26 protein-coding genes and 1 tRNA gene are annotated in these 25,183 nt (G+C 57.7%); 24 read left to right on the top strand and 3 right to left on the bottom strand.

The annotated features are described in order from the left end of the window. Positions 1 to 37: 37 nt before the first annotated feature. From KYE_RS02210 to KYE_RS02140, 16 genes are all read left to right on the top strand, one after another. Entirely contained in the window at positions 38 to 598 is a 561-nt protein-coding gene (locus KYE_RS02210) for a cupredoxin domain-containing protein (protein WP_008169967.1), read from the top strand. A gap of 96 nt (positions 599 to 694) precedes the next feature. Beyond that, entirely contained in the window at positions 695 to 2,482 is a 1,788-nt protein-coding gene (locus KYE_RS02205; RefSeq protein ID WP_008169964.1) for a copper resistance system multicopper oxidase, read from the top strand. Next, positions 2,479 to 3,228, top strand: coding sequence for a copper resistance protein B (locus KYE_RS02200; RefSeq protein ID WP_008169963.1), 750 nt, complete (start codon positions 2,479 to 2,481; stop codon positions 3,226 to 3,228). Before KYE_RS02205 ends, KYE_RS02200 begins: the two co-directional genes overlap by 4 nt. A gap of 157 nt (positions 3,229 to 3,385) precedes the next feature. Further along, positions 3,386 to 3,739, top strand: coding sequence for a hypothetical protein (locus KYE_RS02195; protein ID WP_008169962.1), 354 nt, complete (start codon positions 3,386 to 3,388; stop codon positions 3,737 to 3,739). Between the two features lie 11 nt (positions 3,740 to 3,750). Beyond that, positions 3,751 to 4,137: a DUF302 domain-containing protein gene (locus tag KYE_RS02190; RefSeq protein ID WP_008169960.1), complete on the top strand. Its 387-nt coding sequence runs from the start codon at positions 3,751 to 3,753 to the stop codon at positions 4,135 to 4,137. A 53-nt stretch (positions 4,138 to 4,190) separates the two neighbouring features. Then, a complete protein-coding gene (locus KYE_RS02185; RefSeq protein ID WP_008169958.1) occupies positions 4,191 to 5,264 on the top strand; it encodes a YncE family protein in 1,074 nt (357 codons plus the stop codon). Between the two features lie 42 nt (positions 5,265 to 5,306). Next, on the top strand, positions 5,307 to 5,528 hold the full coding sequence (locus KYE_RS20965) for a DUF2933 domain-containing protein (protein ID WP_081467492.1): 222 nt from the start codon (positions 5,307 to 5,309) through the stop codon (positions 5,526 to 5,528). Further along, a complete protein-coding gene (locus tag KYE_RS02180) occupies positions 5,521 to 6,171 on the top strand; it encodes a methyltransferase family protein (RefSeq protein WP_039881797.1) in 651 nt (216 codons plus the stop codon). Before KYE_RS20965 ends, KYE_RS02180 begins: the two co-directional genes overlap by 8 nt. Positions 6,172 to 6,214: 43 nt before the next feature. Next, positions 6,215 to 7,147 (top strand): DMT family transporter, encoded by a 933-nt coding sequence (locus KYE_RS02175; RefSeq protein ID WP_008169955.1) that lies wholly within the window; start codon positions 6,215 to 6,217, stop codon positions 7,145 to 7,147. An 18-nt stretch (positions 7,148 to 7,165) separates the two neighbouring features. Further along, positions 7,166 to 7,912 carry an outer membrane lipoprotein-sorting protein gene (locus tag KYE_RS02170; protein WP_008169953.1) on the top strand — a complete coding sequence of 249 codons (747 nt, stop codon included), beginning with the start codon at positions 7,166 to 7,168 and terminating at the stop codon, positions 7,910 to 7,912. A 96-nt stretch (positions 7,913 to 8,008) separates the two neighbouring features. Beyond that, positions 8,009 to 8,608 (top strand): ABC transporter ATP-binding protein, encoded by a 600-nt coding sequence (locus KYE_RS02165; protein ID WP_227497725.1) that lies wholly within the window; start codon positions 8,009 to 8,011, stop codon positions 8,606 to 8,608. Next, complete coding sequence (locus KYE_RS02160; RefSeq protein WP_008169949.1) at positions 8,608 to 11,118, top strand: FtsX-like permease family protein; 2,511 nt, start codon at positions 8,608 to 8,610, stop codon at positions 11,116 to 11,118. The genes KYE_RS02165 and KYE_RS02160 overlap by 1 nt, the downstream gene beginning before the upstream one ends. Beyond that, positions 11,111 to 12,241: a hypothetical protein gene (locus KYE_RS02155; protein WP_008169948.1), complete on the top strand. Its 1,131-nt coding sequence runs from the start codon at positions 11,111 to 11,113 to the stop codon at positions 12,239 to 12,241. Before KYE_RS02160 ends, KYE_RS02155 begins: the two co-directional genes overlap by 8 nt. Positions 12,242 to 12,857: 616 nt before the next feature. Beyond that, a complete protein-coding gene (locus KYE_RS02150) occupies positions 12,858 to 14,177 on the top strand; it encodes a TolC family protein (RefSeq protein ID WP_008169947.1) in 1,320 nt (439 codons plus the stop codon). Positions 14,178 to 14,182: 5 nt separating this feature from the next. Then, positions 14,183 to 15,634: an efflux RND transporter periplasmic adaptor subunit gene (locus tag KYE_RS02145; RefSeq protein ID WP_008169946.1), complete on the top strand. Its 1,452-nt coding sequence runs from the start codon at positions 14,183 to 14,185 to the stop codon at positions 15,632 to 15,634. After that, positions 15,631 to 18,756 carry an efflux RND transporter permease subunit gene (locus tag KYE_RS02140; protein ID WP_008169945.1) on the top strand — a complete coding sequence of 1,042 codons (3,126 nt, stop codon included), beginning with the start codon at positions 15,631 to 15,633 and terminating at the stop codon, positions 18,754 to 18,756. The genes KYE_RS02145 and KYE_RS02140 overlap by 4 nt, the downstream gene beginning before the upstream one ends. 979 nt (positions 18,757 to 19,735) lie before the next feature. On the opposite strand, the gene KYE_RS22115 is transcribed toward KYE_RS02140, so the two are convergent. From KYE_RS22115 to KYE_RS02125, 3 genes are all read right to left on the bottom strand, one after another. After that, the gene (locus KYE_RS22115) at positions 19,736 to 19,795 is read right to left on the bottom strand and encodes a hypothetical protein (RefSeq protein WP_248185651.1); all 60 of its coding nucleotides are present in this window, start codon (positions 19,793 to 19,795) and stop codon (positions 19,736 to 19,738) included. A 443-nt stretch (positions 19,796 to 20,238) separates the two neighbouring features. After that, positions 20,239 to 20,315, bottom strand: a tRNA-Arg gene (locus tag KYE_RS02130). 90 nt (positions 20,316 to 20,405) lie between these two features. Then, positions 20,406 to 20,951 carry a YaeQ family protein gene (locus tag KYE_RS02125; RefSeq protein WP_008169944.1) on the bottom strand — a complete coding sequence of 182 codons (546 nt, stop codon included), beginning with the start codon at positions 20,949 to 20,951 and terminating at the stop codon, positions 20,406 to 20,408. 75 nt (positions 20,952 to 21,026) lie between these two features. Here KYE_RS02125 and KYE_RS02120 point away from each other — a divergent pair, with 75 nt between their 5' ends. The 8 genes from KYE_RS02120 to KYE_RS21680 all read left to right on the top strand — a co-directional run bounded on the left by KYE_RS02120 (position 21,027) and on the right by KYE_RS21680 (position 25,151). Continuing rightward, on the top strand, positions 21,027 to 21,386 hold the full coding sequence (locus tag KYE_RS02120) for a CidA/LrgA family protein (RefSeq protein WP_008169943.1): 360 nt from the start codon (positions 21,027 to 21,029) through the stop codon (positions 21,384 to 21,386). Further along, positions 21,376 to 22,098: an LrgB family protein gene (locus KYE_RS02115; RefSeq protein WP_008169941.1), complete on the top strand. Its 723-nt coding sequence runs from the start codon at positions 21,376 to 21,378 to the stop codon at positions 22,096 to 22,098. Before KYE_RS02120 ends, KYE_RS02115 begins: the two co-directional genes overlap by 11 nt. A 156-nt stretch (positions 22,099 to 22,254) precedes the next feature. Next, positions 22,255 to 22,869 (top strand): ABC transporter substrate-binding protein, encoded by a 615-nt coding sequence (locus tag KYE_RS02110; protein WP_050898241.1) that lies wholly within the window; start codon positions 22,255 to 22,257, stop codon positions 22,867 to 22,869. Beyond that, positions 22,866 to 23,129 (top strand): hypothetical protein, encoded by a 264-nt coding sequence (locus KYE_RS22290; protein ID WP_050898239.1) that lies wholly within the window; start codon positions 22,866 to 22,868, stop codon positions 23,127 to 23,129. Before KYE_RS02110 ends, KYE_RS22290 begins: the two co-directional genes overlap by 4 nt. Beyond that, entirely contained in the window at positions 23,123 to 24,337 is a 1,215-nt protein-coding gene (locus KYE_RS02105; protein ID WP_008169940.1) for an ABC transporter permease, read from the top strand. The genes KYE_RS22290 and KYE_RS02105 overlap by 7 nt, the downstream gene beginning before the upstream one ends. Next, positions 24,304 to 24,483 (top strand): hypothetical protein, encoded by a 180-nt coding sequence (locus KYE_RS21785; protein ID WP_050898237.1) that lies wholly within the window; start codon positions 24,304 to 24,306, stop codon positions 24,481 to 24,483. The genes KYE_RS02105 and KYE_RS21785 overlap by 34 nt, the downstream gene beginning before the upstream one ends. 4 nt (positions 24,484 to 24,487) lie before the next feature. After that, positions 24,488 to 24,649, top strand: coding sequence for a hypothetical protein (locus tag KYE_RS21780; RefSeq protein WP_008169939.1), 162 nt, complete (start codon positions 24,488 to 24,490; stop codon positions 24,647 to 24,649). Between the two features lie 31 nt (positions 24,650 to 24,680). Beyond that, the gene (locus tag KYE_RS21680; protein WP_008169938.1) at positions 24,681 to 25,151 is read left to right on the top strand and encodes an oligopeptide/dipeptide ABC transporter ATP-binding protein; all 471 of its coding nucleotides are present in this window, start codon (positions 24,681 to 24,683) and stop codon (positions 25,149 to 25,151) included. Positions 25,152 to 25,183 lie beyond the last annotated feature (32 nt).

Genomic DNA, 25,183 nt, shown 5'->3' with positions numbered 1-25,183 from the left:
CCAGCGCTTACTATAAATTATTGCAGGAGAAGATGGGATGAGTGCATCAAAGTTCTTGGTGGCGGCAGCCGCGATCTCAATGTCCGCAACGGCATTTGCCGCAGGTGCTCACGGCGAAGGGCATGGCAGCGGACGCAGCGGACATGGCGGCGGGCACGGCGCGGCGACTGGTGAGCCGGGCAAAGCGTCAGAAGCCTCCCGGACAATCACCGTGGAAATGCATGACAACTACTACGAGCCGGACTCGATTGAAGTGAAGCCCGGGGAAACCGTGCGCTTCGTGGTACAGAACAAGGGTAACCTGGTTCACGAATTCAATATCGGCACGCCCGCCATGCACGAAGCCCATCAGAAGGAAATGATGATGATGGTTGAGCACGGGATTATCCAGGGCGGCACGCTCAATCGCGACATGATGGAAATGGATATGGGGAATGGCAAGGCCATGAAACACAACGATCCGAACAGCGTATTGCTGGAGCCGGGGCAGAGCAGGGAAGTGGTCTGGAAGTTTTCCGATAAAGGTGATATCGAGTTTGCCTGCAACGTGCCCGGGCACTACCAGGCCGGTATGTATGGCGAAGTGGATTTCGACTGATCCCTTTCTGATCAACCGCTCCCGCCGCGCCGGCGAAATCCTCGGCCTGGCGGGCGTTCCTCATAGACTGTTTTGTAGTTGGGAGCAATCAAAACCATGAACACAACCCTTCTGGCAGGCATTGCGGCTCTGCTGTTGCCGGTGATCGGCCTGGCAGGGGAATACAGCCTCACAGTCGATCGGGTAAAAATCGATACCGGCGACTTTGTCAAAACGGGTATCGGCTACAATGGCAAATCCCCCGGGCCGGTTCTGCGCTTCAGGGAAGGCGAAGAGGTTTCCATCAATGTGACCAATAACCTTGATGAGATGACCTCCATTCACTGGCACGGGCTGATCCTTCCCTTCGATCAGGATGGCGTGCCCGGTATCAGTTTCCCAGGCATCAGGCCGGGTGAAACCTTTACCTACCGGTTTCCCATTCAGCAGGCGGGTACCTACTGGTTTCACAGTCATTCCGGCTTCCAGGAGCCCGACGGTGCCTACGGTGCCATTGTTATCGAACCCGAAGGGCGTGAGCCGTTCCGTTACGACCGTGAGTACGTGGTTCAGCTGACTGACAAACACCCGCATTCCGGCGACCGCATCATGCGCAACTTGAAAATGATCCCCGACTACTACAACCGGCAGCAGCAGACGGTGGGTGAGTTTTTCTCGGACGTGTCCGAGAACGGTCTGATGAATACGGTCCGGGACCGGATAGCCTGGGGTGACATGCGCATGATGAAAGCGGATGTCGAGGACTTGCAGGGCTTTACCGGCCTGATCAACGGCAAGGGGCCGGAGCAGAACTGGACCGGCCTCTTTGAGCCGGGGGAGCGCATCCGGTTGCGTTTCATCAACTCCTCGGCGATGACGTATTTCGACATCCGGATTCCCGGCCTGGATATGACGGTCGTGCAGGCAGACGGCAATAACGTGCAGCCGGTCAATGTCGACGAATTCCGGATCGGCGTGGCGGAAACCTACGATGTGATTGTCCGCCCCAGGCAGGCGCGGGCCTACACCATCTTCGCTGAGTCCATGGGTCGTTCGGGCTATGCCAGGGCAACGCTGGCTCCGGAAGAGGGCCTGGAAGCGGACGTTCCCCAACTGCGTGAGCCTGCGCGCCTGACCATGGCGGACATGGGCGGCATGCCCGGTATGGACCACGGTAGCATGGCGGGCATGGACCACGGCAGTATGGATATGAGCGGTACCGACGGCATGTCCGGTATGGGCGACCCGTCCATGAAGGGGATGGATCACTCCGGTATGGCCGGTATGGATCATTCGAACATGCAGGAGATGGATCATTCGGGCATGGCGGGCATGGACCACGATTCCATGGAGATGCCCAAAGGTGGCGCGAGCGATCCGTTCTACGCGAAGGGCAGTGGCCTTGTGCCCGTGGCGGCGAATGGCGGCAAATTCCTGTCCTATGCAGACCTGAAAGCTCAAAACCCGCTGTATGAAGACCGGGAACCGACCCGGGAAATCGAGCTTCGACTGACCGGCAACATGGAGCGCTATATCTGGAGCATCAACGGCGTTAAGTACGAGGATGCGGATCCGATTCGTCTCCAGTACGGTGAGCGAGTCCGCTTCAAGTTTGTGAACGAAACCATGATGACCCACCCTATGCACCTTCACGGTATGTGGTCCATTCTCGAGGTCGGTGCAGGCCAGTGGAATCCCATCAAGCACACTGTCAGCGTACAGCCCGGAACCACAGTTTATATGGAAACCGAGGTTGATGAACCCGGGCAGTGGGCCTTCCATTGTCACCTGTCCTATCACGCGGCAGCCGGTATGTTCCGCAAAGTGATTGTTGAGGGTGGCCCGGAGTCGGCTCAGGCAAAGGCAAAGGCAGGCGCCACGACCGAAGAAGGAGGTGATGCATGAGCCGTATCCGATTGCTGGGTGCTGTGAGCCTGCTCGTTTCGATCGGCTTCCCAACCGCGTTAGCGGCTCAGGAGATGATTTCCGACACCACCGCGCGTAAGCAGCCGCTCACGACCTGGGGTGTGCAGTTGGAGGAGTTTGAATACCGCTACAGTGACGATGATGAGGAGCTGGGAGTCTGGGATGCGGATTCCTTCTACGGCACCGACGAGCTGAAACTCCGGTGGATTTCAAAAGGTGAGTACAGCCTGGAGGAGCGGGCCTACGAATCACTGGAAAACCAGCTGGTGGGGCAGGTGCCGATTTCCAAGTTCTTTGATGCCAAAGCCGGCGTCCGGTTCGACACACCCGAGGGTCCGGACCGGACGTACGCGGTGCTCGGTGTTGTCGGGCTGGCGCCCCAGTGGTTTGAGATCGATGCGAACCTGTACATGAGTGACGAGGGCGACACATCCGCCGATCTGGATGCCGAATACGAGTGGCTGTTGACCAACTACTGGATCCTGTATGCGACTCTGGATGCGACGGTAGCGTTCAGCGAGGACCGGGAAATTGGCGTCGGCAAGGGGTTGGTGTCCACCGAAACCGGCCTCAGGTTGAGTTATGACCTGATTGACCGCACGTTCTCGCCCTATGTGGGTGTGGTGCACGAGCGCAAGTACGGCGATACCGCGGATTTCGCCAAAGCCGGGGGCGGTGGTACGGAAGACTGGTTTGCCGTGATCGGCGCCCGCCTCGCGTTCTGATCGTGGGGCTGACGGGCCCGGGATACTCCCCGGGCCCGTTTCTGTCTACACTTTGATCTGGGTCAAGTCCACCTGGAATTTTCACCTGTATTCAGTCGCAGTTCAGGTTGGCATGGTGTGATAGAGGGTAGGTAGCGAGGCAACGAGGTGCACTCCCATGACCAAAGCACACAAAGCAAGCAATCAGGCGCAGTTTCTGTTGCGCCGGAAACTGGCCATCGAAGACCTTGGCGAGAGTGAGTGGGACGATTTCATCCACGAACTCAACCACCATCCCTGTGTCGATTTTGCCGAGCGCAAACCGGGCAACCAGCTGCATGTCACCTTCGATGGGACCCATTGGTCCACCGATGAGCTGCTGGAGCTGATCGAGCTCCATGGAGGCCGGTTGAAAGCGGGCTGGTGGACCCGGCGGAAACTGGCGTGGTATCGCTATACGGACGACAACGTCCGGGCCAATGCCAAGCATGAGCCGTTTTGCTGTTCGAAAATTCCACCCATGAAAAAATAACAGGAGGTTGTATGTCATACACGATTGACCGACTTATCGGCAATGCGGGTTTCGAGGAGGTGGACAAACGAACGCGTCAGGCGCTTACCGATCACGGCTTCGGGGTGCTGACGGAAATTGACGTCAAGGCCACGATGAAGAAAAAGCTGGACAAGGATATGTCTGCGTACCGGATTCTTGGGGCCTGTAATCCCGGTATGGCCTGGGAGGCCATTGGCCTGGAGCCTCGTGTCGGTGCGATGCTGCCTTGTAACGTCATTCTTCGCGAAGTTGCGGAGGGTATTGAGGTCAGCGCGATAGACCCCGTGGCTTCCATGACCGCTATTGATAACGACGAGCTCAAGCAGGTTGCTGGAAAAGTCAGGGACATGCTTTTAAAGGTTGTTGAATCGATTTGAGTGACCGAGAGAGATCTGATTCCCGTTGTACCCCGGCCTGAAGAGGTGATTTTATGAAACTCCAGGCGCGTAACCGGTGGCGCTCCTCGCTGGTAGCCACTGTCCTGATGAGCCTGTCCCTGACGGCGATGGGAGACAGTGCCCGGGCATTCGTACCCATGGGGACGGCGGATTCCGTGGGCGTTATTGATCTGGAAAGTTACCAGATAACGTCGACGATCAGCGGGACCATCAATACCCATGGCTCGGCACTGACACCCGATGGCCGCTATCTGGTTGCCGGCAGCCTGACCGCTCACGACAGCCAGGAACCGGTCAGTCGCCCGGAGGGCGTGACGGAAGATGAGCATGCCGCCCATCATGGGGGTGGTGCGCCCGCGGCAGCTCCGGAAGACGCCAATACCGGGCGGATCTATGTTGTCGATACCTCCACGAACGCGATTGCCCGCACGCTGGAGGTGCCTGGGCCGGTGCACCATGTACTGGTGACCCCTGACGGTCGCTACGCTGTTTCCACGCACCCCATGGGCGGCGGTATCAGTGTGGTTGACCTGGAATCCGGACAGCTGGTTGAAACCGTGGCGACGGGCCCGGCGCCCAACTACGTGGTAGCGACCGACAACGGTCAGTCTCTGCTGGTCAGCAATACCGGCAACGGCACGGTCAGCGAAGTGGATACCCGGCACTGGTTCGTCAAACGCAATCTTCGGGTTGGCGGTAGTCCGGAGCATATGGTGCTCGCCCCCGGCAACGAACGGCTTTATGTCAATGATGTCGACTCGGGCCAGGTTGTTGCCCTGGAGCTTTCCAAAGGCGCCGTGGCGGCAAGGTATGATGTCGGGGCGGAATCTCATGGCGTTGGCCTGAGCACCGACGGCGGGATACTGTACGCAACCAGTAAGGGCGGCGACCGGGTCGTCCGGATCGATCTTGCCAGCGGGATCCGCCATAGCGTGTCACTGGCGCCGGCCCCTTACCACCTGGCGGTCTCTCCCGTCGATGGCAGCCTATTAATCACCAGTCGGGCCGAAGCCAGGCTCTGGGTGCTTGATCCGGGCTCTCTGGAAATTGTTGATGACGTTTCTTTGGACGGGATAGGTCACCAAATATCGCTAGAGGCATACTAGCCAGTAAGCCCCACTGACAAGCTTTTCCCAAAGGGAATCTATATGGATAAGCGTTTCAAGATTACGTTGGCAATTTTTGCGGTCATCGCTTTGGTTTTGCTCTGGGGCGAACATAAGGTTCACCTTCTGGGTGCTTTGCCGTGGTTAATCCTTCTGGCATGCCCGTTTATTCATATGTTTATGCATGGAGGGCATGGGAATCACGGTGGCCATAATCACCACGATCAACCGGAAGGCAAGAGTGGAGGCCAACGCGATGACTGATGCTTCGTCCGATTACGGTCTTTGGGGACTGGTGGTTCTAAACTCGGTGATCTTTATTTTCTTCGCTTTCAGTTTTTTTAAGCCACAGACCCAACGAGACTGGCGATCCTTCGGTGCGTTCAGCGCGTTTCTCGTGGCATTATTCACAGAGATGTATGGGTTCCCGCTGACACTCTATTTCCTGTCCGGTTGGCTTCAGACCCAATACCCGGATGTGAATTGGCTTGCCCACGATAGCGGGCACTTGCTTGAAATGCTCTTTGGTTGGCAGGGTTCTCCCCATTTCGGCCCCTTCCACTTGTTGAGTACGGTGTTTATAGGTGGAGGTTTTTACTTGATTGCCGCCGGATGGCGAACCCTGTACGCGGCGCAAAAAGAGCGAAAGCTGGCTACGACGGGGCTCTATTCGTATGTTCGGCATCCTCAGTATGTCGGCTTTGTCTTGATTATGTTTGGCTTCCTTCTGCAGTGGCCAACACTTATAACTCTGGCGATGTTTCCGGTTTTGCTCTGGATGTATGCCCGCTTATCGATCAGTGAGGAACGAGAGGCAGAGAAAACGTTCGGGGAAGCCTGGCGGCACTATGCCAACAAAACTCCCAGGTTTTTGCCGCGGTTGCGCGGATTGGGGCGGCAAGCTTGAACAAAAGCTCTACTCATCTGCCGGGTAGATAAAGGAGCCGTTGGTGAACCAATCACTTTCGATACGTGCAGTCGCTGGGATGGTTCTTGTCGCCTTTCTTTGGGCGATCTGCTTTCCTTTTATTGTGGTGGGGTTGCCGGACGCGCCACCTTTGCTTTTTGCCGCTTTACGCGCATTGCTGGCAGGGCTCTGTCTGATTCTGCTCGCTTTTACAAAAGGTGGTCGGCCCAGTTATTCACTTCGCCAGCTCCTGATACTGGCCGCAATTGGCTTCAGTTACACGGGCATGGGGCTTGGAGGGATGTTTTTAGGAGCTGGCAAACTGGGGCCAGGACTTGCAACCGTTCTGGCTAATGCGCAACCGCTGTTTGCGGCGGTTCTTTCATTTTTTATCGTCCGAGAGGTTGTGACCGGGCGTGTGTTTGTAGGCCTTTTGATCGGTTTTATTGGTGTTGTGGTGCTAGCGATGCCAGAGATGGAATTTGGTAACGCCAGATTTTCAGGGGCCGTCTATGTTCTTGGTGGAGCCATCGGAACCGCCATTGGAAACGTGCTGCTTAAATACCAGGCCGGCAGTGATGATATCTATTGGTCGATGGGCATTCAGCTTGTCATAGGTTCAGTGTTTCTGGGAATAGCATCTGTGACCTTGGGCGAGGGCTTTGAGATTGACTGGACCTGGTCATTTACCACTGCCATGTTCGTTCTGGCCATTCCGGCAACGGCAATGATGGTTGTGCTCTGGTATGCCTTGCTCGCCAGCGCGCCCTTGAACAGCCTCAATTCGTTTACCTTTTTAACGCCTGTTTTCGGTCTCGCTATCGGAATGCTTTTGTTCGGCGAAACTTTCACATCACTGGAAATGATCGGTATAGGGATCACAATTGTTGGCTTGGTGATCGTTGTTAAAGCGCCTGGGAAAACAGATGGCGGTTCCGCTGTCGGGGAAGAGGCAAAGGTGATCCGTAGCTCATAGTAGAAAAGGGAGTAGTCAATGAGAGTCTGGATCAGCGTTCTCCTTTTGTTTGCCGCATCAGGCCGTCTTGTCGCGGGCCCTCCCTCGGCAGTTTCCTTGATTGAAGGCATGGAACAGACTCTGTGGTCCGACAGCAATCACGGCCGTTTCACTATGTGGATCGAGTCTGAGTACTGGACTCGCACACTGGAACTGGAAGCCTGGATGAATCGTCCGGAGCATACGTTGATTCGCATTCACGCGCCCAAAAAAGAGGCCGGCATCGGCTCGCTGCGCATCGGCGATGCCATGTGGAATTACTTGCCCAAAGTTGATCGCACCATCAAGATCCCACCGTCGATGATGCTCCAGCCATGGATGGGCTCCAACTTCAGCAACGACGACCTGGTCAGGGAAAGCTCGTTCGTCGAGGACTACACCCACGAATTGGTCGAAACCGACGATTCCGGTGAGGTGGCTGTGTATCGGGTTGTCTCGACGCCCCGACCTGATGCCCCGGTAGTGTGGAGTCGCCTGGAATTCACTGTTCGGGAGGACTCGATCCCGGTTTCGCTTGCCTACTACGACGAGCGCGATCAGATCGTCAAGCGCATGACCTATGACCAGATCGAAACCATGGATGGGCGCCGGATACCCACCCGCTGGACGATGGTGGACGCCGATAACCCCGAGTCCCGCACGGTGATCACGATTGAGTCTATTGAATTCGACCTGCCGATTGATGAGGATCTGTTTTCATTGCGCCGGCTGCGCAACCCACAGTGAGGGGCCGGCATGAGCATCTTCCATGTCTTAAACGAATCGCGGATCTACCGTCAGGACTCAATGTCCGTCAAGGCGCTCGAAGAGGTGTAGGTCGCCATTGAGGCCGGGGAGTTCACAACCTTGGTGGGCCCGTCTGGATCGGGTAAAACCACGCTATTGAATCAGATTGGAGCCCTGGACGAGCCGGATAGCGGGCGCATTCTGGTGGCGGGTGAGGAAATCACCGGGCTTAGCCGAAAGAAGCGGACCCTTTTGCGGCTGTGGAAGGTTGGCTTTGTATTTCAGGAATACAACCTGATTGGCGTGCTGTCGGCTCAGGAGAACGTCGAGTATGTGCTGATGCTGCGCGGAGTGCCGTTTCGGGAGCGCCGTGCCGAGGCCCGGCGTATTCTGGTGGAGGTCGGCCTGCAAGGGCTGGAGCGGCGCCTGCCCCATGAACTGTCTGGCGGCCAGCAACAGCGTGTTGCGGTGGCCCGGGCGATTGTCAGCAAGCCCGCGATTGTCCTGGCCGACGAGCCCACGGCCAATCTCGATTCCACGACCGGCGCGGCGCTACTGGACTTGATGCGTAAGCTCAATGCCGAGCATGGCATTACCTTTGTCTTCTCCACCCATGACCCGATGGTGATGGAACGCGCGCGGCGGGTAATCCATCTCCGCGATGGCCGCGTCGAGCGTGAGGAAATACGGTCGTGATGGCGTGGCTACGTCTGGCTTTTGGCAATCTTCAGGTCAATCGTCGGCGTACGGCCATCACACTGTTGTCGGTGGCCGTCGGTGTCGGTGGGCTAGTGTTTCTCTGGGCATTCATTGATGGCATCAACGCCCAGATGATCAACAACATGACTGGCTATGTGACCGGCGACCTGAAGGTACATCAGCGGGGCTTTCACGATGACCGGGAGATGAACATTGCCCTGGCCGAGCGCTGGAATCTCACAGAGGAGGTATCGGCCGTAGCCGGTGTGGCGGCAACCACCCCCCGGGTGACGGGCCATGCCCTGGCCAGCCGTGAGGACCAGTCACGGGCATTACAGGTGATGGGCGTCGACAGCGCGACGGAGCCACGGGTCACCCGGCTTGACCGGTCGATTGTCCGTGGTCGCTACCTGGAGCGCGGCAATGAAATTCTTGTTGGCGTCGATGCCGCCGGTGCCCTGGATGTCTCCCCGGGCGACGAGCTGGTACTGGTGGTGCAGGCGTCGGACGGCTCTATTGGCGCCGACCGGTTCGAAGTGGTGGGCGTATTCGAGACCGGTATCAAGCGTATTGATGGCTTCGTGGGCCAGATGCCCTTGGCCTCTGCCCAGGCGCTGTATGCCTTTCAGGGGCGGTTTACCGAGATTGCGTCCCGCGTAGAGGATTCCGACCGGCTTGAAGCGGTGGTTGCAGGCCTGCGGAATCAGATGCAGGCCTGGAACGTAGAAGTCCTGGGGTGGCCAGCGCTGATGCCGTCGCTGGTGCAAATGGTTGCGTTTCACGATGCTGTCGCCTACATCGTGATCTTCGTGGTGTTTGTGGTGGTGGCGGCCGGCATCGTCAACACCATTCTGATGTCGGTACTGGAGCGTGGCCGGGAATTCGGTGTAATGATGGCGTTGGGTACGCCCAGCAGTCGTATTGTCTGGCTGGTGCTTCTGGAAACAGCCATCCTGGCGGGCCTGGGATACCTGTTGGGTCTGGCATTGGGGCTGTCACTGACGGGCTATTTCGGTACCCATGGGCTGGACTTCAGCGCCTATATCAAGGCCATGGATACCATGCCGGGCCTGAGCGGTATCGTCTATCCCACCATTGAATTCCAGCGTCTGGTGGTGATTGGCATCGTGGTTATATCGGTGGCTCTGTTGGCAGCGGCCATCCCGGCCTGGAAGGCCAGCCGCAACAGTCCATTGGAGGCGATGGGCGCACGTCGCACTATGATCAACCGTATCCGCCGGATCCACTGGCAGGTGACGTCTGATCATCGACTGCTGATATTCGCGCAAATGGCACTGCGCTCCGTATTCCGCAATCCACGACGGTCAGTGATCACCGCCTCGGCCACTGCGTTCGGGCTGGCGGCCTATCTGTTCTTATACGCTTTCGCCGATGGTTTCTTTGAGCAGATGATTCACAATTCGACACAGCAGCTTAGCGGGCATGTGCAGGTAATGGCGCAGGGCCACGACGTCGATCTGTCGCCAGCTTTTCGCATTGCCGACAGTCAGGCACTGCAGCAGCAGTTGCAGGCGCGTCTTGAGGTTGAGGCTGCCGCACCCAGGGTATTGCTGCGTGCCATGGTGGCAAACCCCGGGAAGAGTCTGCCGGTGGAGCTGGTGGGTATTGCACCGGAGCAGGAGAGGGCGGTTACGGAACTTTTCAGATACATGGAGCAGGGCACTTATGTTCAATCCGGGGAGGCGGGAATTGTGATTGGCCAGAAACTGGCCGAGGAGTTGGGTGCCCGGCTGGGGGACAAGCTGGTCATTACGGTCCAGCAGGCTGGCGGAGATCTTGCTTCCAGTGCCCAGGCCATTCTCGGTATCTATCGCACTGGCAGTGACCTTTTCGACACAGAGTATGTCTTCACCAATATCAACGCAGCCCGCCGCCTGGGTGGCCTGCTGGAAGACGAAGTCTCGCGGATCGTGTTGAGGCTGTCAGACCGCGCAGAGAGTGCGGCCCTGGCAAGAACCCTGAACCAGTCGCTGCCTCTGACTAACGACGGACTGGAGGCCCAGGGCTGGGAAACCCTGCTCCCGGTGGTTGTGCAGATGGTGGAAATGAGCCAGGTGGATTTCTATCTCATTCTGTCGGTGGTCTTTGTCGTGGTGGCCATCGGGGTCATGAATACCATGGTGATGTCGGTGATGGAGCGGACCCGGGAACTGGGCGTCATGCTGGCACTGGGAACCCGAGGTGTCCAGTTGCTGCTGACGATTGTGTTCGAGGCGTTCTTTCTGGCGGTACTGGGCATGGTGGCCGGAACCCTGGCGGGCGGTGCGCTGGTCTACTGGCTGAACCAGGCCGGCATTGACCTGTCCTCGATCAGCGGGGCGCTGGAAACCATTCCGGGCATTACCGACCGGGTCTATCCGGTGCTGATGTTTGATCATGTCTGGCTGCCCAGCCTGCTGCTGTTTCTCTGTTCGGTGACGGTGGCGCTGTATCCGGCATGGCGGGCGGCGCGGCTGGACCCGGTCGAGGCCATTCATCATGGCTAGGCACTGGCAAGTGGCGTCAGGGCTGGTCTGCCTGATGCTGGCTTCAGGTGTTGAGGCCGGGTTCAGCCAGTCCGGATCGCTGAAGAATCTCAGCGTCGGCTCGCGCTCGTTGATCGACGGTGATCGCTACGTTTCGAACCTTACCCGCCTGCGTCTGAACCCCCGATATCGATATCAGGACTGGATTGTGGACGCGGCCTACGACCTGGAACTGGTTTCGGGCAGTTTTCTGGACAGCCCGGAGTTCGCCTTGCTCCGGGATGCCCCGGAACCTCGCTACTGGGATCTGCAGGGGGATATTCACGAGTCGGGGACATTGCTGGCGCGCCACCAGTTCTATCGTGGCACGGTGCAGTGGCGGTCGCCGGCCGGTGATTTCCGCTTCGGCCGCCAGCAGGTGAACTGGTCCACGGCCCTGATCTGGAACCCGATGGACATCCTCAATCCTGTCAGCCCTTTGCAACTGGAGCCGGATGAACGGGTGGGTGTGGACGCCATTCTCTGGGACAAACCCTGGGGAGCCTTAGGACGCATCAGCGCTGTCCATGCCCCGCAACACAATGACGGCGAGGCCAGTACGGCAGCCCGGGTCAAGCGCTATATTGGTGGTGTAGATGCCGGGCTGATGGCAGGTGAGTTTGCCGATGTCACCAGGATAGGCTTTGACGGCAGTGGCTCGGTGATCGGCACCGGTTGGCGCACGGAATTCGTCTGGAGCGACCCGGACGCCAGCGACAGCTACTGGCAGGGAGTGGCGGATCTGAATTGGTCGTTTCGCAATGGGTTCAACCTGGCACTGGAATATTTCTACAACGGCCGGCCCGTACCGCCGGGAAACTCTGGCCTTGGAAACCTGCTGTCCACAGATCCGCTCTATGCCGGGCGCCATTATACCGGGTTGCTCGCATGGCAGGATATCAACCCGTTTTGGCAGTATCGGGTAGTGGCCATTCGCAATGTTGATGATGCAAGCTGGGTACTCTATCCCCGGTCCACCTGGACGCCTCCCTTCAGCCAGGAAATCTATCTCACAGCCGGAGCCCAATGGTTTGGTGGTAACGACACCAGCGAGTACGGAATGCTTGAGCCTCTGGGATTGGTGGAGATGCAATGGTACTTCTGAATATTCTGTCTGGTCGTATTTTGGCGCCCACAATCAAAGAAGTATCACTCTACCCAGGCGTTCCTTTATATGTACATTTCAGCAAATGAATCGTGTGGCGGTTTAATGGGCAGTTATTTAGTGTATAGGCCACTCGACGGTCATCTTTTTTTAAGAGGTGTCAGAAATTCAGGTTTGTTTCAGGGTATTGTGTTTTACTTTGCAGTACATGGGGCAGTCATCGTACCTGACACGATTGTCCTTTGTGTTGTCTCAGGTTTGTCCTTGCCGCAGAAGCCTCTGCGGCTTTTTTATGCGCTGAAATGTGCTTGCTCGTCTTTATGTGCTATACCACTGAGACCCTCAGGTATTTCACATTGTTGGGCTGGTGGTAAAGGCTTTATATTCAGAAAATAATTGCCGATCCTGTCTGATGAGTTTTTTAAAGCATCAGTTTTCGGAGTGATTCTGGATAGTTAATGAAAAACCAAAGATTCTCTCGGTTTTTATCACATGAAACACAAATTGAGCCAGATCAAAATATCCTGAAAACCCAGGTAAGTTCAGTTAGAGTTCAGGTTTGAGATTTAGCATGGCGTACCTGAACAGATTAACAGACTTCTGTGGAGACCTACCCTTGGCTATTCCTGCTCGCTATTTCAGATCCGCCATCTTCGGGGCGTTGGTTTTGACCAGCCTGCCCGGTTGGGCGGAGCCCAGACTTCAACTGGCGAATGTGATTGATGCCGCCATTGAATACGATCCATGGCTTCGCCAGAGTGCCCAGATACAGCAAGCATTACTGGAGGAGTCCATTGCCGAGGGGGCCCTGCCCGACCCTCGGCTGTCACTTGGCGCCGCGAATCTGCCCGTGGACACGTTCGACACCGGGCAGGAAGCGATGACCCAGGCCACGGTCGGAATCTCGCAGCGGATTCCGCGCGGCGACAGCCTGCAGTTGTCGCAGGACAGGAAAGAAGAGCTGGCGCAGGAGCAACCTTTTCAGAGGGAGAACCGGCGCGCCAGGGTGGTGGAAACGGTGACCCGCCTCTGGCTTGATGTGTGGGAGGCACAACAGAGCATCGGTCTGATTGAGGATAACAGGGATCTTTTCGAGCAGCTGTCCGACGTAGCCGAGGCGGGTTACATAACCGCCACCATGATCTCACGGCAGCAGGACGTTGTCCGGGGCACCCTGGAGCTTACGCGCCTGGATGACCGGCTGACCGACCTGAGGCTGAAGCTGCAATCAAGTCAGGAAGCTCTGGGTGAGTGGATCGGGTCGAAAAATGCCTCGCTGGAGGTAACCGAAACGGTGCCCCCCGAACTGCTGACAGCGCTTCGGGACGGCTGGTCGGAAACCAGTGCGGGCACCCTTATCCGTCACCCCCTGATCCGTTCCACGGACCAGCAGATCAAGGCCCGGGCCATTGATGTGGATCTTGCCCGCGAGGCTTACAAGCCCGAATGGACGGTTTCTGCGCAATATGGCTACCGGGATCGCGTGCCCGGCGGGCAGGACCGGGCGGATCTCTTCTCCGTGGGGATTGGTTTTGATCTCCCGCTGTTTACCGGCAATCTCCAGGACCGGAAGCTGAACGCCTCAGCGGCCCGGCTCGAAGCAGAAAAGACAGAGCGAGTTTTGCAGCTTCGCGTGATTCAGGCAAGGGCCCGTTCAGCCCTTGCCCGGATTAAACGGCTTGATGACCGCATCGGGATATACCAGCAGTTCTTGCTGCCGCAAATGGAAGAGCAGGCCGAGGCCGCGCTGACCGCCTACAACAATGACGACGGCGATTTCGCCGAGGCCGTGCGTGCGCGGATCGACGATCTCAACGCCAAGATTGAGCTGATCGGGATGACCGCGGAGCGGGCCCGGAACTTCGCCAGTTTCCGTTACCTGACCTCAGGCTCTTCCGAAGTACCTTCACTTTCACAGACTCGCTATCAGGACTGACCATCATGGCTAATTTTGTTCGCCCGCTGGGCTTTATACTGCTTGGTGGCATTGCCGGGGCCGGGGCGGCCTATTGGCTGGCCTCCGAAACCGCAACGGCACCAGCGTCCGCGGAAAAGAAACCCTTGTACTGGGTGTCACCCATGGACGCCAGCTTCAGAAGTGACAAACCGGGCAAGTCGCCCATGGGCATGGATCTGGTTCCGGTTTACGAGGACAGCGGGAGCGCTGACGACTCGCCAGGCACCGTCCGGGTTGCGCCGAACATTGTCAATAACCTGGGCGTTCGCACGGACGAGGCCATCAGGGGGCAGTTGCCCAGCAATATTATTACCGTGGGCTACGTGCAGTATAACGAAGACGAGTTGTACCACATGCACCCCCGTGTTGAAGGGTGGATCGAGAAACTTTATGTAAAGTCCGAGGGCGACCCGGTTGAGAAGGGCAAGCCTGTTTACACCCTCTACTCACCCACCCTGGTGAATGCCCAGGAGGAATTGCTCCTGGCACTGGACCGGAAAAACCCGCGCCTGATCAGGGCGGCCGAGGAGCGTTTGTCGTCGCTGAATGTCTCGGACCGTTTGATCCGGACACTCAGGCAGACCCGGGATGTGCAGCGGACCATAACTTTCTATGCCCCGGCTTCCGGGGTTATTGATGTCCTGAATGTCCGTGAGGGTGCATTCGTCAAGCCCGGAGATAAGGTTGTGTCCATCGGTTCGCTTGACGAGGTCTGGGTGATCGGGGAGGTGTTCGAGAGCCAGCTCTGGGCCATCAGTGCCGGCGATCCGGTAGAGATGACCCTGGACTACATGCCCGGGCGCAGCTGGATGGGGAGCGTGGACTACGTGTACCCGGAAATCAATCTCGAGACCCGGACCGCACAGGTCAGGATGCGCTTTGACAATGCCGATGGCATGTTGCAGCCGGGCATGTTCGCCAGCGTCGACATACAGGGCGATCCCAGTGAAAGGCGCACCCTGGTGCCCCGGGAATCCGTTATCCGCACCGGGCAGACCGACCGCGTTGTTCTGGCCCTGGAAGAAGGCGCCTTCAAATCGGTTAACGTTACCACCGGACGGGTCGGGAACAGGTATGCCGAGATTCTGGAAGGCGTCGTTCCCGGCGACCAGGTGGTGGTCTCGGCGCAGTTCCTGATTGACTCTGAATCCAGCAAGACATCGGATTTCCGGCGGATGTCCCCGCCGCCCACAGGGGCGATGGACCCGGATATGAACCATTCCGGGCACGCCATGGGCGCGGGCAAGGCTGATGCCAAGGGCAGCCCTGAAACCATGAATCATGAGGGGATGGATCAGAACCCAATGAACCAGGGCGAAATGGACCACGGCAAGATGGATCAGGGCGAAATGGACCACGGCAAGATGGATCAGGGCGAAATGGACCATGGCAAGATGAACCAGGGCGAAATGGACCATGACGGAGGCGCCTCATGATTGCGTCGGTCATTAACTGGTCTGTCCAGAACCGTTTTCTGGTCATGCTTGCCGCCGTATTGCTGACCGGGTTCGGGCTCTACTCGGTGTCAAAGACGCCGGTGGATGCCCTGCCGGATCTCTCGGATGTCCAGGTTATCGTTAAAACCAGCTACCCCGGCCAGGCCCCGCAGGTGGTGGAAGATCAGGTGACCTATCCGCTGACCACGGCCATGCTCTCGGTGCCGGGTGCGGTGACGGTCCGGGGCTACTCGTTCTTCGGCGACTCCTACGTCTATATCATCTTTGATGAAGATACGGACATGTACTGGGCCCGCTCCCGGGTGCTGGAATACCTGTCGCAGGTAATACCCAGCCTGCCTGAATCGGCCCGGCCTCAACTGGGGCCGGATGCGACCGGGGTCGGCTGGGTTTACCTGTATGCCCTGGTTGACCGGACAGGGAACAACGACCTGAGCCAACTGACCACTCTGCAGAACTGGTTTCTGAAGTACGAGCTGCAGACAGTGCCCGGTGTCTCGGAAGTGTCCACGGTCGGCGGCATGGTCAAGCAGTACCAGGTCAAGGTGAATCCCGAAAAACTCCGGGCATTCGGTATCCCCCTGTCCCACATCCAGAACAGCATCAAGCGGGGCAACAAGGAAATCGGTGCATCGGTGATCGAGATGGCCGAGGCGGAATACATTGTCCGCTCGACTGGCTATATCCAGTCCCGTGAAGACCTCTTGTCGATTCCACTGGGTCTTGACGTAAATGGCACGCCGGTCCTGATGAAGGATGTGGCAAGCGTTGAGATCGGGCCGCAGGCGAGACGTGGCGTTGTGGAACTCAACGGCAACGGGGAGACCATTGGCGGCATTGTGGTAATGCGGTTTGGTGAAAATGCCCAGAAAACCATTAATGGTGTGAAGGCCAAGCTGGAAGAGTTGCAGTCGAGCCTGCCCGAAGGTGTTGAGGTGGTGACGGTTTACGATCGCTCTGGCCTGATCGAGCGCGCGGTCAATAACCTCGGGTTCAAGCTGCTCGAGGAATTTGTGGTGGTGGCCCTGGTGTGTATGGTTTTCCTGTTCCACGTCCGCTCGTCGCTGGTGGCAATTATCAGCCTGCCGGTGGGCATCCTGACCGCCTTTATCGTCATGTACTTTCAGGGTATCAATGCCAATATCATGTCGCTCGGGGGGATCGCTATTGCCATCGGTGCCATGATCGACGGCGCCATCGTGTTAATCGAGAACATGCACAAGCATATGGAGAGGACGCCGCTGACGCCCGAGAACCGATGGGAAATAGTAGCCAGATCGGCCTCGGAGGTCGGGCCGGCGCTGTTTTTCTCGCTGTTGATCATCACTGTCAGTTTTGTGCCGGTGTTTGCCCTGGAAGCCCAGGAAGGGCGGATGTTTGCGCCCCTGGCGTTCACTAAGACCTACGCCATGGCGGCCAGTGCCGCTCTCGCAGTGACGCTGGTCCCGGTGCTCATGGGTTACTTCATTCGTGGCAAGGTGCTGCCGGAGCACAAGAATCCGCTGAACCGGCTGCTGGTCGCCGCCTATATGCCGGCCCTGAAGCTGGTGCTCCGGTTTCCGCTGTCAACGGTTCTGGTATCGGTACTGGTTCTGGTTGTCGGCCTGTGGCCGGCAACCAAGATCGGGAGTGAATTCATTCCCAACCTGGATGAGGGCGACCTGATGTACATGCCCACCACCTACCCCGCCATCTCGATTGCCGAGGCCAGGAGGCTGGTGCAGCAGACGGACAAGCTTATCGCCACGGTGCCCGAAGTGAAAACCGTGTTTGGCAAGGTGGGGCGGGCGGATACCGCTACCGACCCGGCGCCGCTGACCATGGTTGAGACCTTTATCCAGCTTAAGCCCAAGGATCAGTGGCGGGACGGGATGACCACCGATAAGCTCAAGCAGGAGCTCAATTCGCTGATTCGCTTCCCGGGGGTGACCAATGCCTGGGTCATGCCGATCAAAACCCGCATCGACATGCTGGCAACGGGCATAAAGACCCCCGTGGGCATCAAGGTAGCCGGCCCGGATCTCTCGGTTATCCAGGGCATTGGCAAACGCCTTGAGGAGATCCTGGAGAAGGTTCCCGGCACCAGTTCTGTCTATTCCGAGCGGGTCGCCGGCGGACGTTACATCAAGGTGGATATTGATCGGGAGCGTGCCGCCCGCTATGGCCTGAATATCGATGATGTTCAGCAGGTTGTGGCCTCGGCCATTGGCGGAATCAACGTGGCGCAGACCATCGAGGGGCTTGAGCGCTTCCCGATCAACCTCCGCTATCCGGAGGATTACCGGGACTCACCCGAAAAACTGAAGCAGCTTCCCGTGGTGACTGAATCCGGTCAGCGGATCGCGCTGGCCGACGTGGCCGATATCCGGGTGGAGGACGGGCCGCCCTCCATCAAGAGTGAAAACGCCCGCCTGAACGGCTGGAGCTATGTGGATATCGAAGGTGTGGACATCGGCACCTATGTCCAGCAGGCGCAGGCCGCCGTGAAGGCGGAGCTGGACCTGCCCGCCGGTTACTCCGTCAACTGGTCTGGCCAGTATGAGTACATGCTCCGTGCCAAGCAGAAACTGAGCCTGGTGGTTCCGGTGACGCTGGGTGTTATTGTCCTGCTGCTGTTCCTGAACTTCGGGCGCTTTGCGGAAGTGGGTATCATCATGGCTACCCTGCCTTTCGCGTTGGTTGGCGCCTTCTGGCTGATGTATCTGCTGGGTTACAACTTCTCGGTTGCCGTCGGCGTCGGTTTCATTGCCCTGGCCGGTGTTGCTGTGGAGATTGGTGTGATCATGCTGGTCTATCTCAATCAGTCCTACGAATCGATGCTGGAAACCTGTGAAAAGAACGGGCTGAAACCAAGGCGGGAAAACCTTCGCCATGCAGTGCTTCATGGCGCCGGAATGAGGGTGCGGCCGATAATGATGACCGCGGCCGCCATCATCGGCGGGCTGATACCGGTCATGATGGGTGGCGGAACCGGATCGGAAGTCATGGGGCGGATTGCCGCGCCCATGGTCGGAGGCATGATCAGTGCCGTGATTCTGGCACTGCTGGTGATACCGGTAGGTTACTATCTCTGGAAACGCAGGAGTTTTTCCGAAGCGTAAAGAAAGTTAGACCTCGCCATATTGCTTTCGAGATTCTGGCGAGGTCTGATGATGCAGCGGTGTCTGGGTAATGTTGTTATAAAGCAAGAGCCTGGGTATGGAGTCCCGGGCAGATACTCTGGCAACATATTTCCCGGGGGAGGTTTCCTGCCCTCTAAAAGGCCGAGAACAGCAGCGATGGGGTAGGCCCAAATTTGATGGGGTTCAATCATGTCTCGCATGGAGTCCTCGTGCCTTTGTGGTTCGCCATTCGTTTGGAATCTGCATGATGAGGTATGTCACATAGCGCGCCGGTTAACTATGTTTATAGGTATTTGCCCCCTCGTGCTTGTAGTCAGGGTGTTCAAATTCCAGTGTTGAATGAGTTACGCTGAACTCTTTCTCCAAAGCCTGTTTTATCCCGTCCTTGATTTTCTCAAGTTCATTCCACGCACTCATCTCGACAACCACACGGGCGTCGAGCGAGGCATCATGCTCACCCACCTGCCAAAAATGTACGGGGTGAAGTCGATAACTCCTTCTAAGTCTGATACTGCCCCAATGACGGAATCTGTGCCGATATCCTCGGGACTCCCCAGCATGAGTGTTCTGATGGTCCCGCCAATTTCTGTCAGGTCCAAGTAGAGAATATAGCTGGCCATGCCAATGGTGATTGCGGAATCAACCCAGCGCATGTCGTAGAGCAAGATAAGAGCTCCGCCTATAACACTGCTATTGACGCAAACGCATCAGACAAGTTGTGTAAAACAACGCATGAATATTAACGCTGCCCTTCTGCATTGAGTAGGTCAGCAGCGCGCTCAACGCGTCCATTATCAGTGCAACAATGTAAGTCAGACTACCCAACACCCCTTGAGTTCCAGCGGATCTGGGAACCGCATGACACCCTCGTATATCAGGTAGGGCCCTATCATGATCAAGGTGGTGTATTTAACAGCGCAACACCTACCTTTATTCGCCCGTAGCCGAAGGTCAGCTTTTATTCAGCCGGGCGACGCGCAATCTTACGGGCCGCGAACGCGATAATCAGCGATGCCATGTCCCAGAAGTTATGTATAGCATCGGCAATCAGCGCCAAGCTGCCGGCAAAGTCCTTTCCGCGATCTGGACGAGAGTCAGGATGCCGTTTGCCCAGATGGCTACTGCAACCCGTTTATGCTTGGTTTCAGGGGGAATGTGAAATAGCTGTATACTGAAAAAGTGTGCTTTCCCTCATATAGGTTTCGAAGTAATGCGGGAAGAAGCGTTAATTGGTTGCTTCCAATGTTCGCATTGCGACCAAAGGTTTCGACAACAAGGCGTTTTGGATTCATAGATAACGCGGAGTGGCTGTGCCTTGGAGATGGTGAGGTGGAAACCGTGCAATGGTCTTTTTACTGAGTGATATAGCAGCGGCCTAAAGTGACTGGGCTCCAGCAAGGCACAATTTGGGCACAGGCAAATAAAAAAGGCCTGCGTTTTCACGCAAGCCTTTGAAAATAATGGCGCGCCCGATAGGATTCGAACCTATGACCTTTGCCTCCGGAGGGCAACGCTCTATCCAGCTGAGCTACGGGCGCTTCGAGCTCGACGATGACTCGCCGATTTCGAGTGCGCAATCTTACGTGCGTAGCGGGTGTCTGTCCAGCCCCCGGCGGCAAGTCCTGACCTCAGTTCTGGGGTAGTCGCTGCTCGGGGGTAATCGATACCAGATTGTTGTCATTGCTGAAGGTGACCTCGCCATCCTGGATGGTCACCTGGAAGCTCATGGACCGGTCCGCGAGCGCTGCCAGGGCCTCAGTGCTGTCGCCGGGTAGGTGAACAATGGTGAGGTTGTCGAAACGTTCCAGCTTGCCGTGATGTTTGTCCCACCAGACTGGGAATGCGCGATCGCCATAGGTGTAGAGGATCACTTTCCCGGCGCGGTTGCAGGCCTTCCTTATTCGGTCTTCTTCTGGCAGGCCAAGCTCGATCCATAATTCAATTTCGCCGGTCAGGTCTTTCTGCCACAGCTCTGGCTCATCATCGGTGCTCAGGCCTTTGGTAAATTCGAGGGTGTCGCCGGCGTTCAGGGCAAAGGCAAGCAGCCGGATCATCACGCGCAGGTCCGTTTCCGACGGATGCTGGGCGATGGTCAATTGATGATCCGCGTAGTAGTGACGGTCCATGTCGGCGATGTTGAGCGTCGCCTTGAGGATGGTTGCTTTGAGCGCCATGGGCTTCCTGCATTGGTATCGGGATAGGGGTTTGGGCTAGTGTAATGCAATTCTTTCCCGGGTGAGTGTAAGCGCATGCCGATGTTGCGTGGTTTTCTGGTTCTGGTGCTGTTTTTTATTCTTGGCGAGTCTGTGCGCCTGCTTCTGGCGTTGCCGGTGAGTGGCGGCGTGCTGGGGATGGTGGTCATTACCTTCACGCTGATGCTTAAAGGCAACGTGAGTGATGATCTTGCTCGGGCCAGCCAGGGGCTGATATCGGTGCTGGTGCTCTTGATCATGCCGGGGGTGGTGGGTGTGTTTTTCACGGCGAACCAGTTCTCCGGGCAGTGGCTGGCGGTTGCGGCGGCATTGCTGGTGGGCACCTTTCTCAGTGTGCTGACGACGTTGTTGTTGATGAAAGCGGTGACGAAAAGAGGCGTTAGCGATGGTGAGTGAGCTACTCGCGCGCTTCCAGGCCCTGCCGGAGTCGCTTGCCGCCACCCCGATTCTTGCGATCGGTTTGACCCTCGGTGCCTTCTTTGCCGGCAACTGGCTGTTCTCCCGCATTGGCCGGCCTATCTGGCTGCCGCCGGTTGTTTTGTCTGCGTGTCTTTTATCTGGCTTCATCGCGTTGGCGGTGGATTACCAGGATTACCAACAGGGCGCGCGGTGGCTGACGGTGTTGCTGGGGCCTGCCACCGTCGCACTCGGGATTCCCTTGTACCAGCAGATGCACCATATCCGTGCCATGTGGCGCCCGATTGTAGTCACGCTGCCGATTGCCGCCACCATGGCGGCGGTTTACGCCGTGGTGATTGGTTGGGCGTTGGGAGCGACGCCGGAGGTGCTGGCCTCGCTGGCGCCCAAGTCGGTGACGGCACCTATTGCCATTGGTATTACCGAGCAACTGGGTGGTTCGGTGCCCCTGATGATGGGCGGGCTTCTGATCACCGGCGTGGTGGCAACCCTCTTCGTTGACCTGCTCGCGCGGCTTTTACCTGTGAAAGACGAACGGATTCTCGGCTTTGCCCTGGGTCTGAACGGCCATGCGATTGGCACGGCGAGGGCGTTCGAGATCAGTCACACCGCCGGTGCGTTTGCATCTCTGGGTATGGGGCTTACCGGGGTTTTTACCGCGCTTATTCTGCCATTGTTTTTTCGTCTGTAAGTCCGCGCCAAAACAGGTCATTCACCTGGCGTATAGCCCCATGTTGCAATTTCGATTGCCCTAAGTGTTTTCCGAGACTAGCTTGTTGGCCAGACATTCGGCGCCGTTCTGCGCCGATGTTCCGTGAAAATTCCTAAAACAGCGACGGAAAACGCGATGAAAAAACTGATTGCAGCATTTGTCGGTTCCATGGCCCTGGCCTCGGCGCCAGTTGCTCTGGGCGCCGAGGCGACCAAAGAACTGAAGATGGCGTACGACGCCGATCCGGTAACCCTCGACATTCATGAGCAGCTGTCTGGTGGCATTCTCCAGCTGTCTCATATGACCTTTGATCCGCTGCTGCGCTGGACCAAGGATCTTGGTTTTGAGCCGCGTCTGGCAGAGAGCTGGGAGCGGGTGGAAGCCTTCAAGAACCCGAAGGTTCGCGAGGCGATTGCCTCCGCCATCAACCAGGAAGGTATTGCCGCCAAGATCATGAAGGGTTTCGCCACGCCAGCTGCGCAGATGTTCCCGGCGGGCTACCAGGGCCATAACGAGTCCCTCACACCGCGCTTCGATGTCGCCAAGGCCCAGGAACTGATGAAGGAAGCCGGTTATGAGGACGGTTTCACCATCACCATGATGGCGCCGAACAACCGCTACGTGAACGACGACAAGATCGCTCAGGCGGTGGCTGCCATGCTGGCCCGGATCAACATCAAGGTGGATCTGAAAAAACCCTGCCGAAGGCCCAGTACTGGCCGGAGTATGACAACCGCGCCGCTGACATGATGATGATCGGCTGGCACGCGGACACCGAGGACTCCGCCAACTTCTATGAGTTCCTGACGTTCTGCCCGGACGCCGACAGTGGCGCTGGCCAGTACAACGCCGGTAACTACTGCAACCCGGAAATCGACGCCCTGGTTCAGAAGGCCAATGTCGAGACCGACCTGGACAAGCGTGCGGCCATGCTGCAGGAAGTAGAGCAGCGTCTGTATGACGACGCGGCCTTTTGTTTGCAAGCCTTATCCGGAAGCTTTCCATGTTAGCGTTTTTGGTTCAGCGGATTTCCCAGGCGTTTCTGGTCATGTTTGTGATCAGTGTGATCGCCTTTGCCATTCAGGATGGCCTCGGGGACCCGCTTCAGGAAATGGTGGGCATGTCCGTCTCCGAAGAGGAGCGGGAAGCCATTCGCGAGGAGGTCGGTCTGAACGACCCTATGGTGGTGCAGTACCTGCGTTTCGCGGGCAATGCGCTCCAGGGTGACCTGGGCAACTCCTATTTCTACAGCAAGCCGACCCTGGAGGTGATCGCCGAACACCTGCCGGCGACCCTGGAGCTGGTGATCGGTGCCAGTCTCATTATTGTGTTTCTCTCCGTGCCGATCGGTGTCTATGCCGCTATCCGACCCCAGGCATGGTTATCCAAATTCTTTATGGGCGTCAGTACCGTGGGTATCTCCATCCCGGTGTTCCTGACGGCCATTGTGCTGATTCAGCTGCTCTCCATTGGTGTGACGGTGAACTGGTTCCCGTCGGATACCGGTTGGGGCCAGTGGCTGAACGATTTCTTCAGCACCGAAGGCGGGCTGCCCTCCTACGGCCGGGGCGATGAGCTCACGCACCTGTTCGGCACCTGGGAGTCCGGTTTCTTCACCGGTACCGGGCTGATGCATCTGGTCCTGCCGTCGGTGTCCCTGGCCTCGATCATGCTGCCGCTGTTTATCCGCCTGAGCCGGGCCGAGATGATGGAAGTGCTGCAGAGCGATTACGTTCGTTACGCCCGGGCCAAGGGCCTCAGTGCCGGCCGTATCAACTTCCTGCACGCACTCAAGAACACCATGCTGCCGGTGATTACCGTGGGCGGCGGTGTTTGCGCCGCTGCTGGCGCCCGCCGATCCCTACGATCTGGCGCTGATCAACATTATGAATTCCGAGCTGCCCCCGGTGGGCATGAGCGGTGCCGATCCGGCATTTCCCCTGGGCACCGACGCCCAGGGCCGGGATCTGCTGTCCACCATTCTGTACGGCGCCCGGGTGTCGTTAATGATCGGCTTTGGGGCGGTGGTTCTGCAGGCGTTTCTGGGTATTCTTTTCGGCCTGCTGGCCGGCTATCTGGGCGGCAAGGTGGATGCGGTGCTGATGCGCATTGCCGATGTGCAGCTGTCGTTCTCCACCCTGATGGTTGCCATCATCGTGGGCGCTGTCATTCCTGGGCCTGGGCATGCCGGAAACCCAGCCGTCCCTCGGGTCGCTGATCAAATCCGGCTTTGATTACATCCAGAGCGGCTCCTGGTGGATCACCCTGATCCCGGGTCTGGTGCTGGTGGTGCTCGTACTGGTCATCAACCTGTTGGGTGACTGGTTGCGGGATGTGATGAACTCACGGCTGTACAAGGGGTAACACCATGGCACTGTTGGAAGTTAAAAATCTGGATGTGCGTTTTGCGGTGCGTGGCGGCGACCTGACGGCACTGCGCGGCATCAGTTTCAGCCTGGACAAGGGCGAGCGGCTGGGTCTGGTAGGGGAGCCCGTCGCCGGAGAAACGGCTGAATCAGTACCCCCATGAGATGTCCGGGGCATGCGCCAGCGGGTGATCATTGCTGCTGGACCCGGAAATCATCATTGCCGATGAGCCCACGACGGCCCTGGACGTGACTATCCAGGCGGAGATCATGGACCTGCTGCTGAACCTGTGCGAGCAGGAGAACGTAGCGCTGATGCTGATTACCCACGACCTTGGCGTGGTCTCCCAGGTGACCCAGCGGATGCTGGTCATGTACTCCGGCCGGATCATCGAGCAGGGGCCGACCCGGGAAATTATCAACGATGCCCAGCATCCGTACACCCAGGGGCTGCTGTCGGCGATTCCGAAGCTGGAGGATGACCGGCCCAACCATATTCGCCTCAAGGGGGAAGTGCCCACGCCGGTGAACCTGCCCTCCGGGTGCGTGTTCCATGGACGTTGCCCTTATGCCAATGAGCGATGCCGGCAGGAGGTGCCGCAGCTGATCACCACCGATGGCGGCACCCAGGTTGCCTGCCATGCGGTGGAAGAGGGACGGTTGTAACGGCGCCGCTGCGATAGGCTATGATGCCAGTA

The organism is Marinobacter manganoxydans MnI7-9, from assembly GCF_000235625.1.
GTDB classification, from domain to species: Bacteria; Pseudomonadota; Gammaproteobacteria; order Pseudomonadales; family Oleiphilaceae; genus Marinobacter; species Marinobacter manganoxydans.
Note: the sequence above shows the minus strand (reverse complement) of the source record. Positions and strands in the feature narration are given on the sequence as shown.

Excerpts from the sequence above, each read along its gene's own strand:
- KYE_RS02145 (WP_008169946.1), top strand. The coding sequence starts at position 14,183 with ATGGCTAATTTTGTTCGCCCGCTGGGCTTTATACTGCTTGGTGGCATT.
- KYE_RS02195 (WP_008169962.1), top strand. The coding sequence starts at position 3,386 with ATGACCAAAGCACACAAAGCAAGCAATCAGGCGCAGTTTCTGTTGCGC.
- KYE_RS02105 (WP_008169940.1), top strand. The coding sequence starts at position 23,123 with ATGTTAGCGTTTTTGGTTCAGCGGATTTCCCAGGCGTTTCTGGTCATG.
- KYE_RS02185 (WP_008169958.1), top strand. The coding sequence starts at position 4,191 with ATGAAACTCCAGGCGCGTAACCGGTGGCGCTCCTCGCTGGTAGCCACT.
- KYE_RS22290 (WP_050898239.1), top strand. The coding sequence starts at position 22,866 with ATGATGATGATCGGCTGGCACGCGGACACCGAGGACTCCGCCAACTTC.
- KYE_RS02190 (WP_008169960.1), top strand. The coding sequence starts at position 3,751 with ATGTCATACACGATTGACCGACTTATCGGCAATGCGGGTTTCGAGGAG.
- KYE_RS02210 (WP_008169967.1), top strand. The coding sequence starts at position 38 with ATGAGTGCATCAAAGTTCTTGGTGGCGGCAGCCGCGATCTCAATGTCC.
- KYE_RS02170 (WP_008169953.1), top strand. The coding sequence starts at position 7,166 with ATGAGAGTCTGGATCAGCGTTCTCCTTTTGTTTGCCGCATCAGGCCGT.
- KYE_RS02110 (WP_050898241.1), top strand. The coding sequence starts at position 22,255 with ATGAAAAAACTGATTGCAGCATTTGTCGGTTCCATGGCCCTGGCCTCG.
- KYE_RS02200 (WP_008169963.1), top strand. The coding sequence starts at position 2,479 with ATGAGCCGTATCCGATTGCTGGGTGCTGTGAGCCTGCTCGTTTCGATC.
- KYE_RS02120 (WP_008169943.1), top strand. The coding sequence starts at position 21,027 with ATGCCGATGTTGCGTGGTTTTCTGGTTCTGGTGCTGTTTTTTATTCTT.
- KYE_RS02125 (WP_008169944.1), bottom strand. The coding sequence starts at position 20,951 with ATGGCGCTCAAAGCAACCATCCTCAAGGCGACGCTCAACATCGCCGAC.
- KYE_RS02155 (WP_008169948.1), top strand. The coding sequence starts at position 11,111 with ATGGCTAGGCACTGGCAAGTGGCGTCAGGGCTGGTCTGCCTGATGCTG.
- KYE_RS02205 (WP_008169964.1), top strand. The coding sequence starts at position 695 with ATGAACACAACCCTTCTGGCAGGCATTGCGGCTCTGCTGTTGCCGGTG.
- KYE_RS21785 (WP_050898237.1), top strand. The coding sequence starts at position 24,304 with ATGCCGGAAACCCAGCCGTCCCTCGGGTCGCTGATCAAATCCGGCTTT.
- KYE_RS02160 (WP_008169949.1), top strand. The coding sequence starts at position 8,608 with ATGGCGTGGCTACGTCTGGCTTTTGGCAATCTTCAGGTCAATCGTCGG.
- KYE_RS02180 (WP_039881797.1), top strand. The coding sequence starts at position 5,521 with ATGACTGATGCTTCGTCCGATTACGGTCTTTGGGGACTGGTGGTTCTA.
- KYE_RS02140 (WP_008169945.1), top strand. The coding sequence starts at position 15,631 with ATGATTGCGTCGGTCATTAACTGGTCTGTCCAGAACCGTTTTCTGGTC.
- KYE_RS20965 (WP_081467492.1), top strand. The coding sequence starts at position 5,307 with ATGGATAAGCGTTTCAAGATTACGTTGGCAATTTTTGCGGTCATCGCT.
- KYE_RS02115 (WP_008169941.1), top strand. The coding sequence starts at position 21,376 with ATGGTGAGTGAGCTACTCGCGCGCTTCCAGGCCCTGCCGGAGTCGCTT.
- KYE_RS21780 (WP_008169939.1), top strand. The coding sequence starts at position 24,488 with ATGGCACTGTTGGAAGTTAAAAATCTGGATGTGCGTTTTGCGGTGCGT.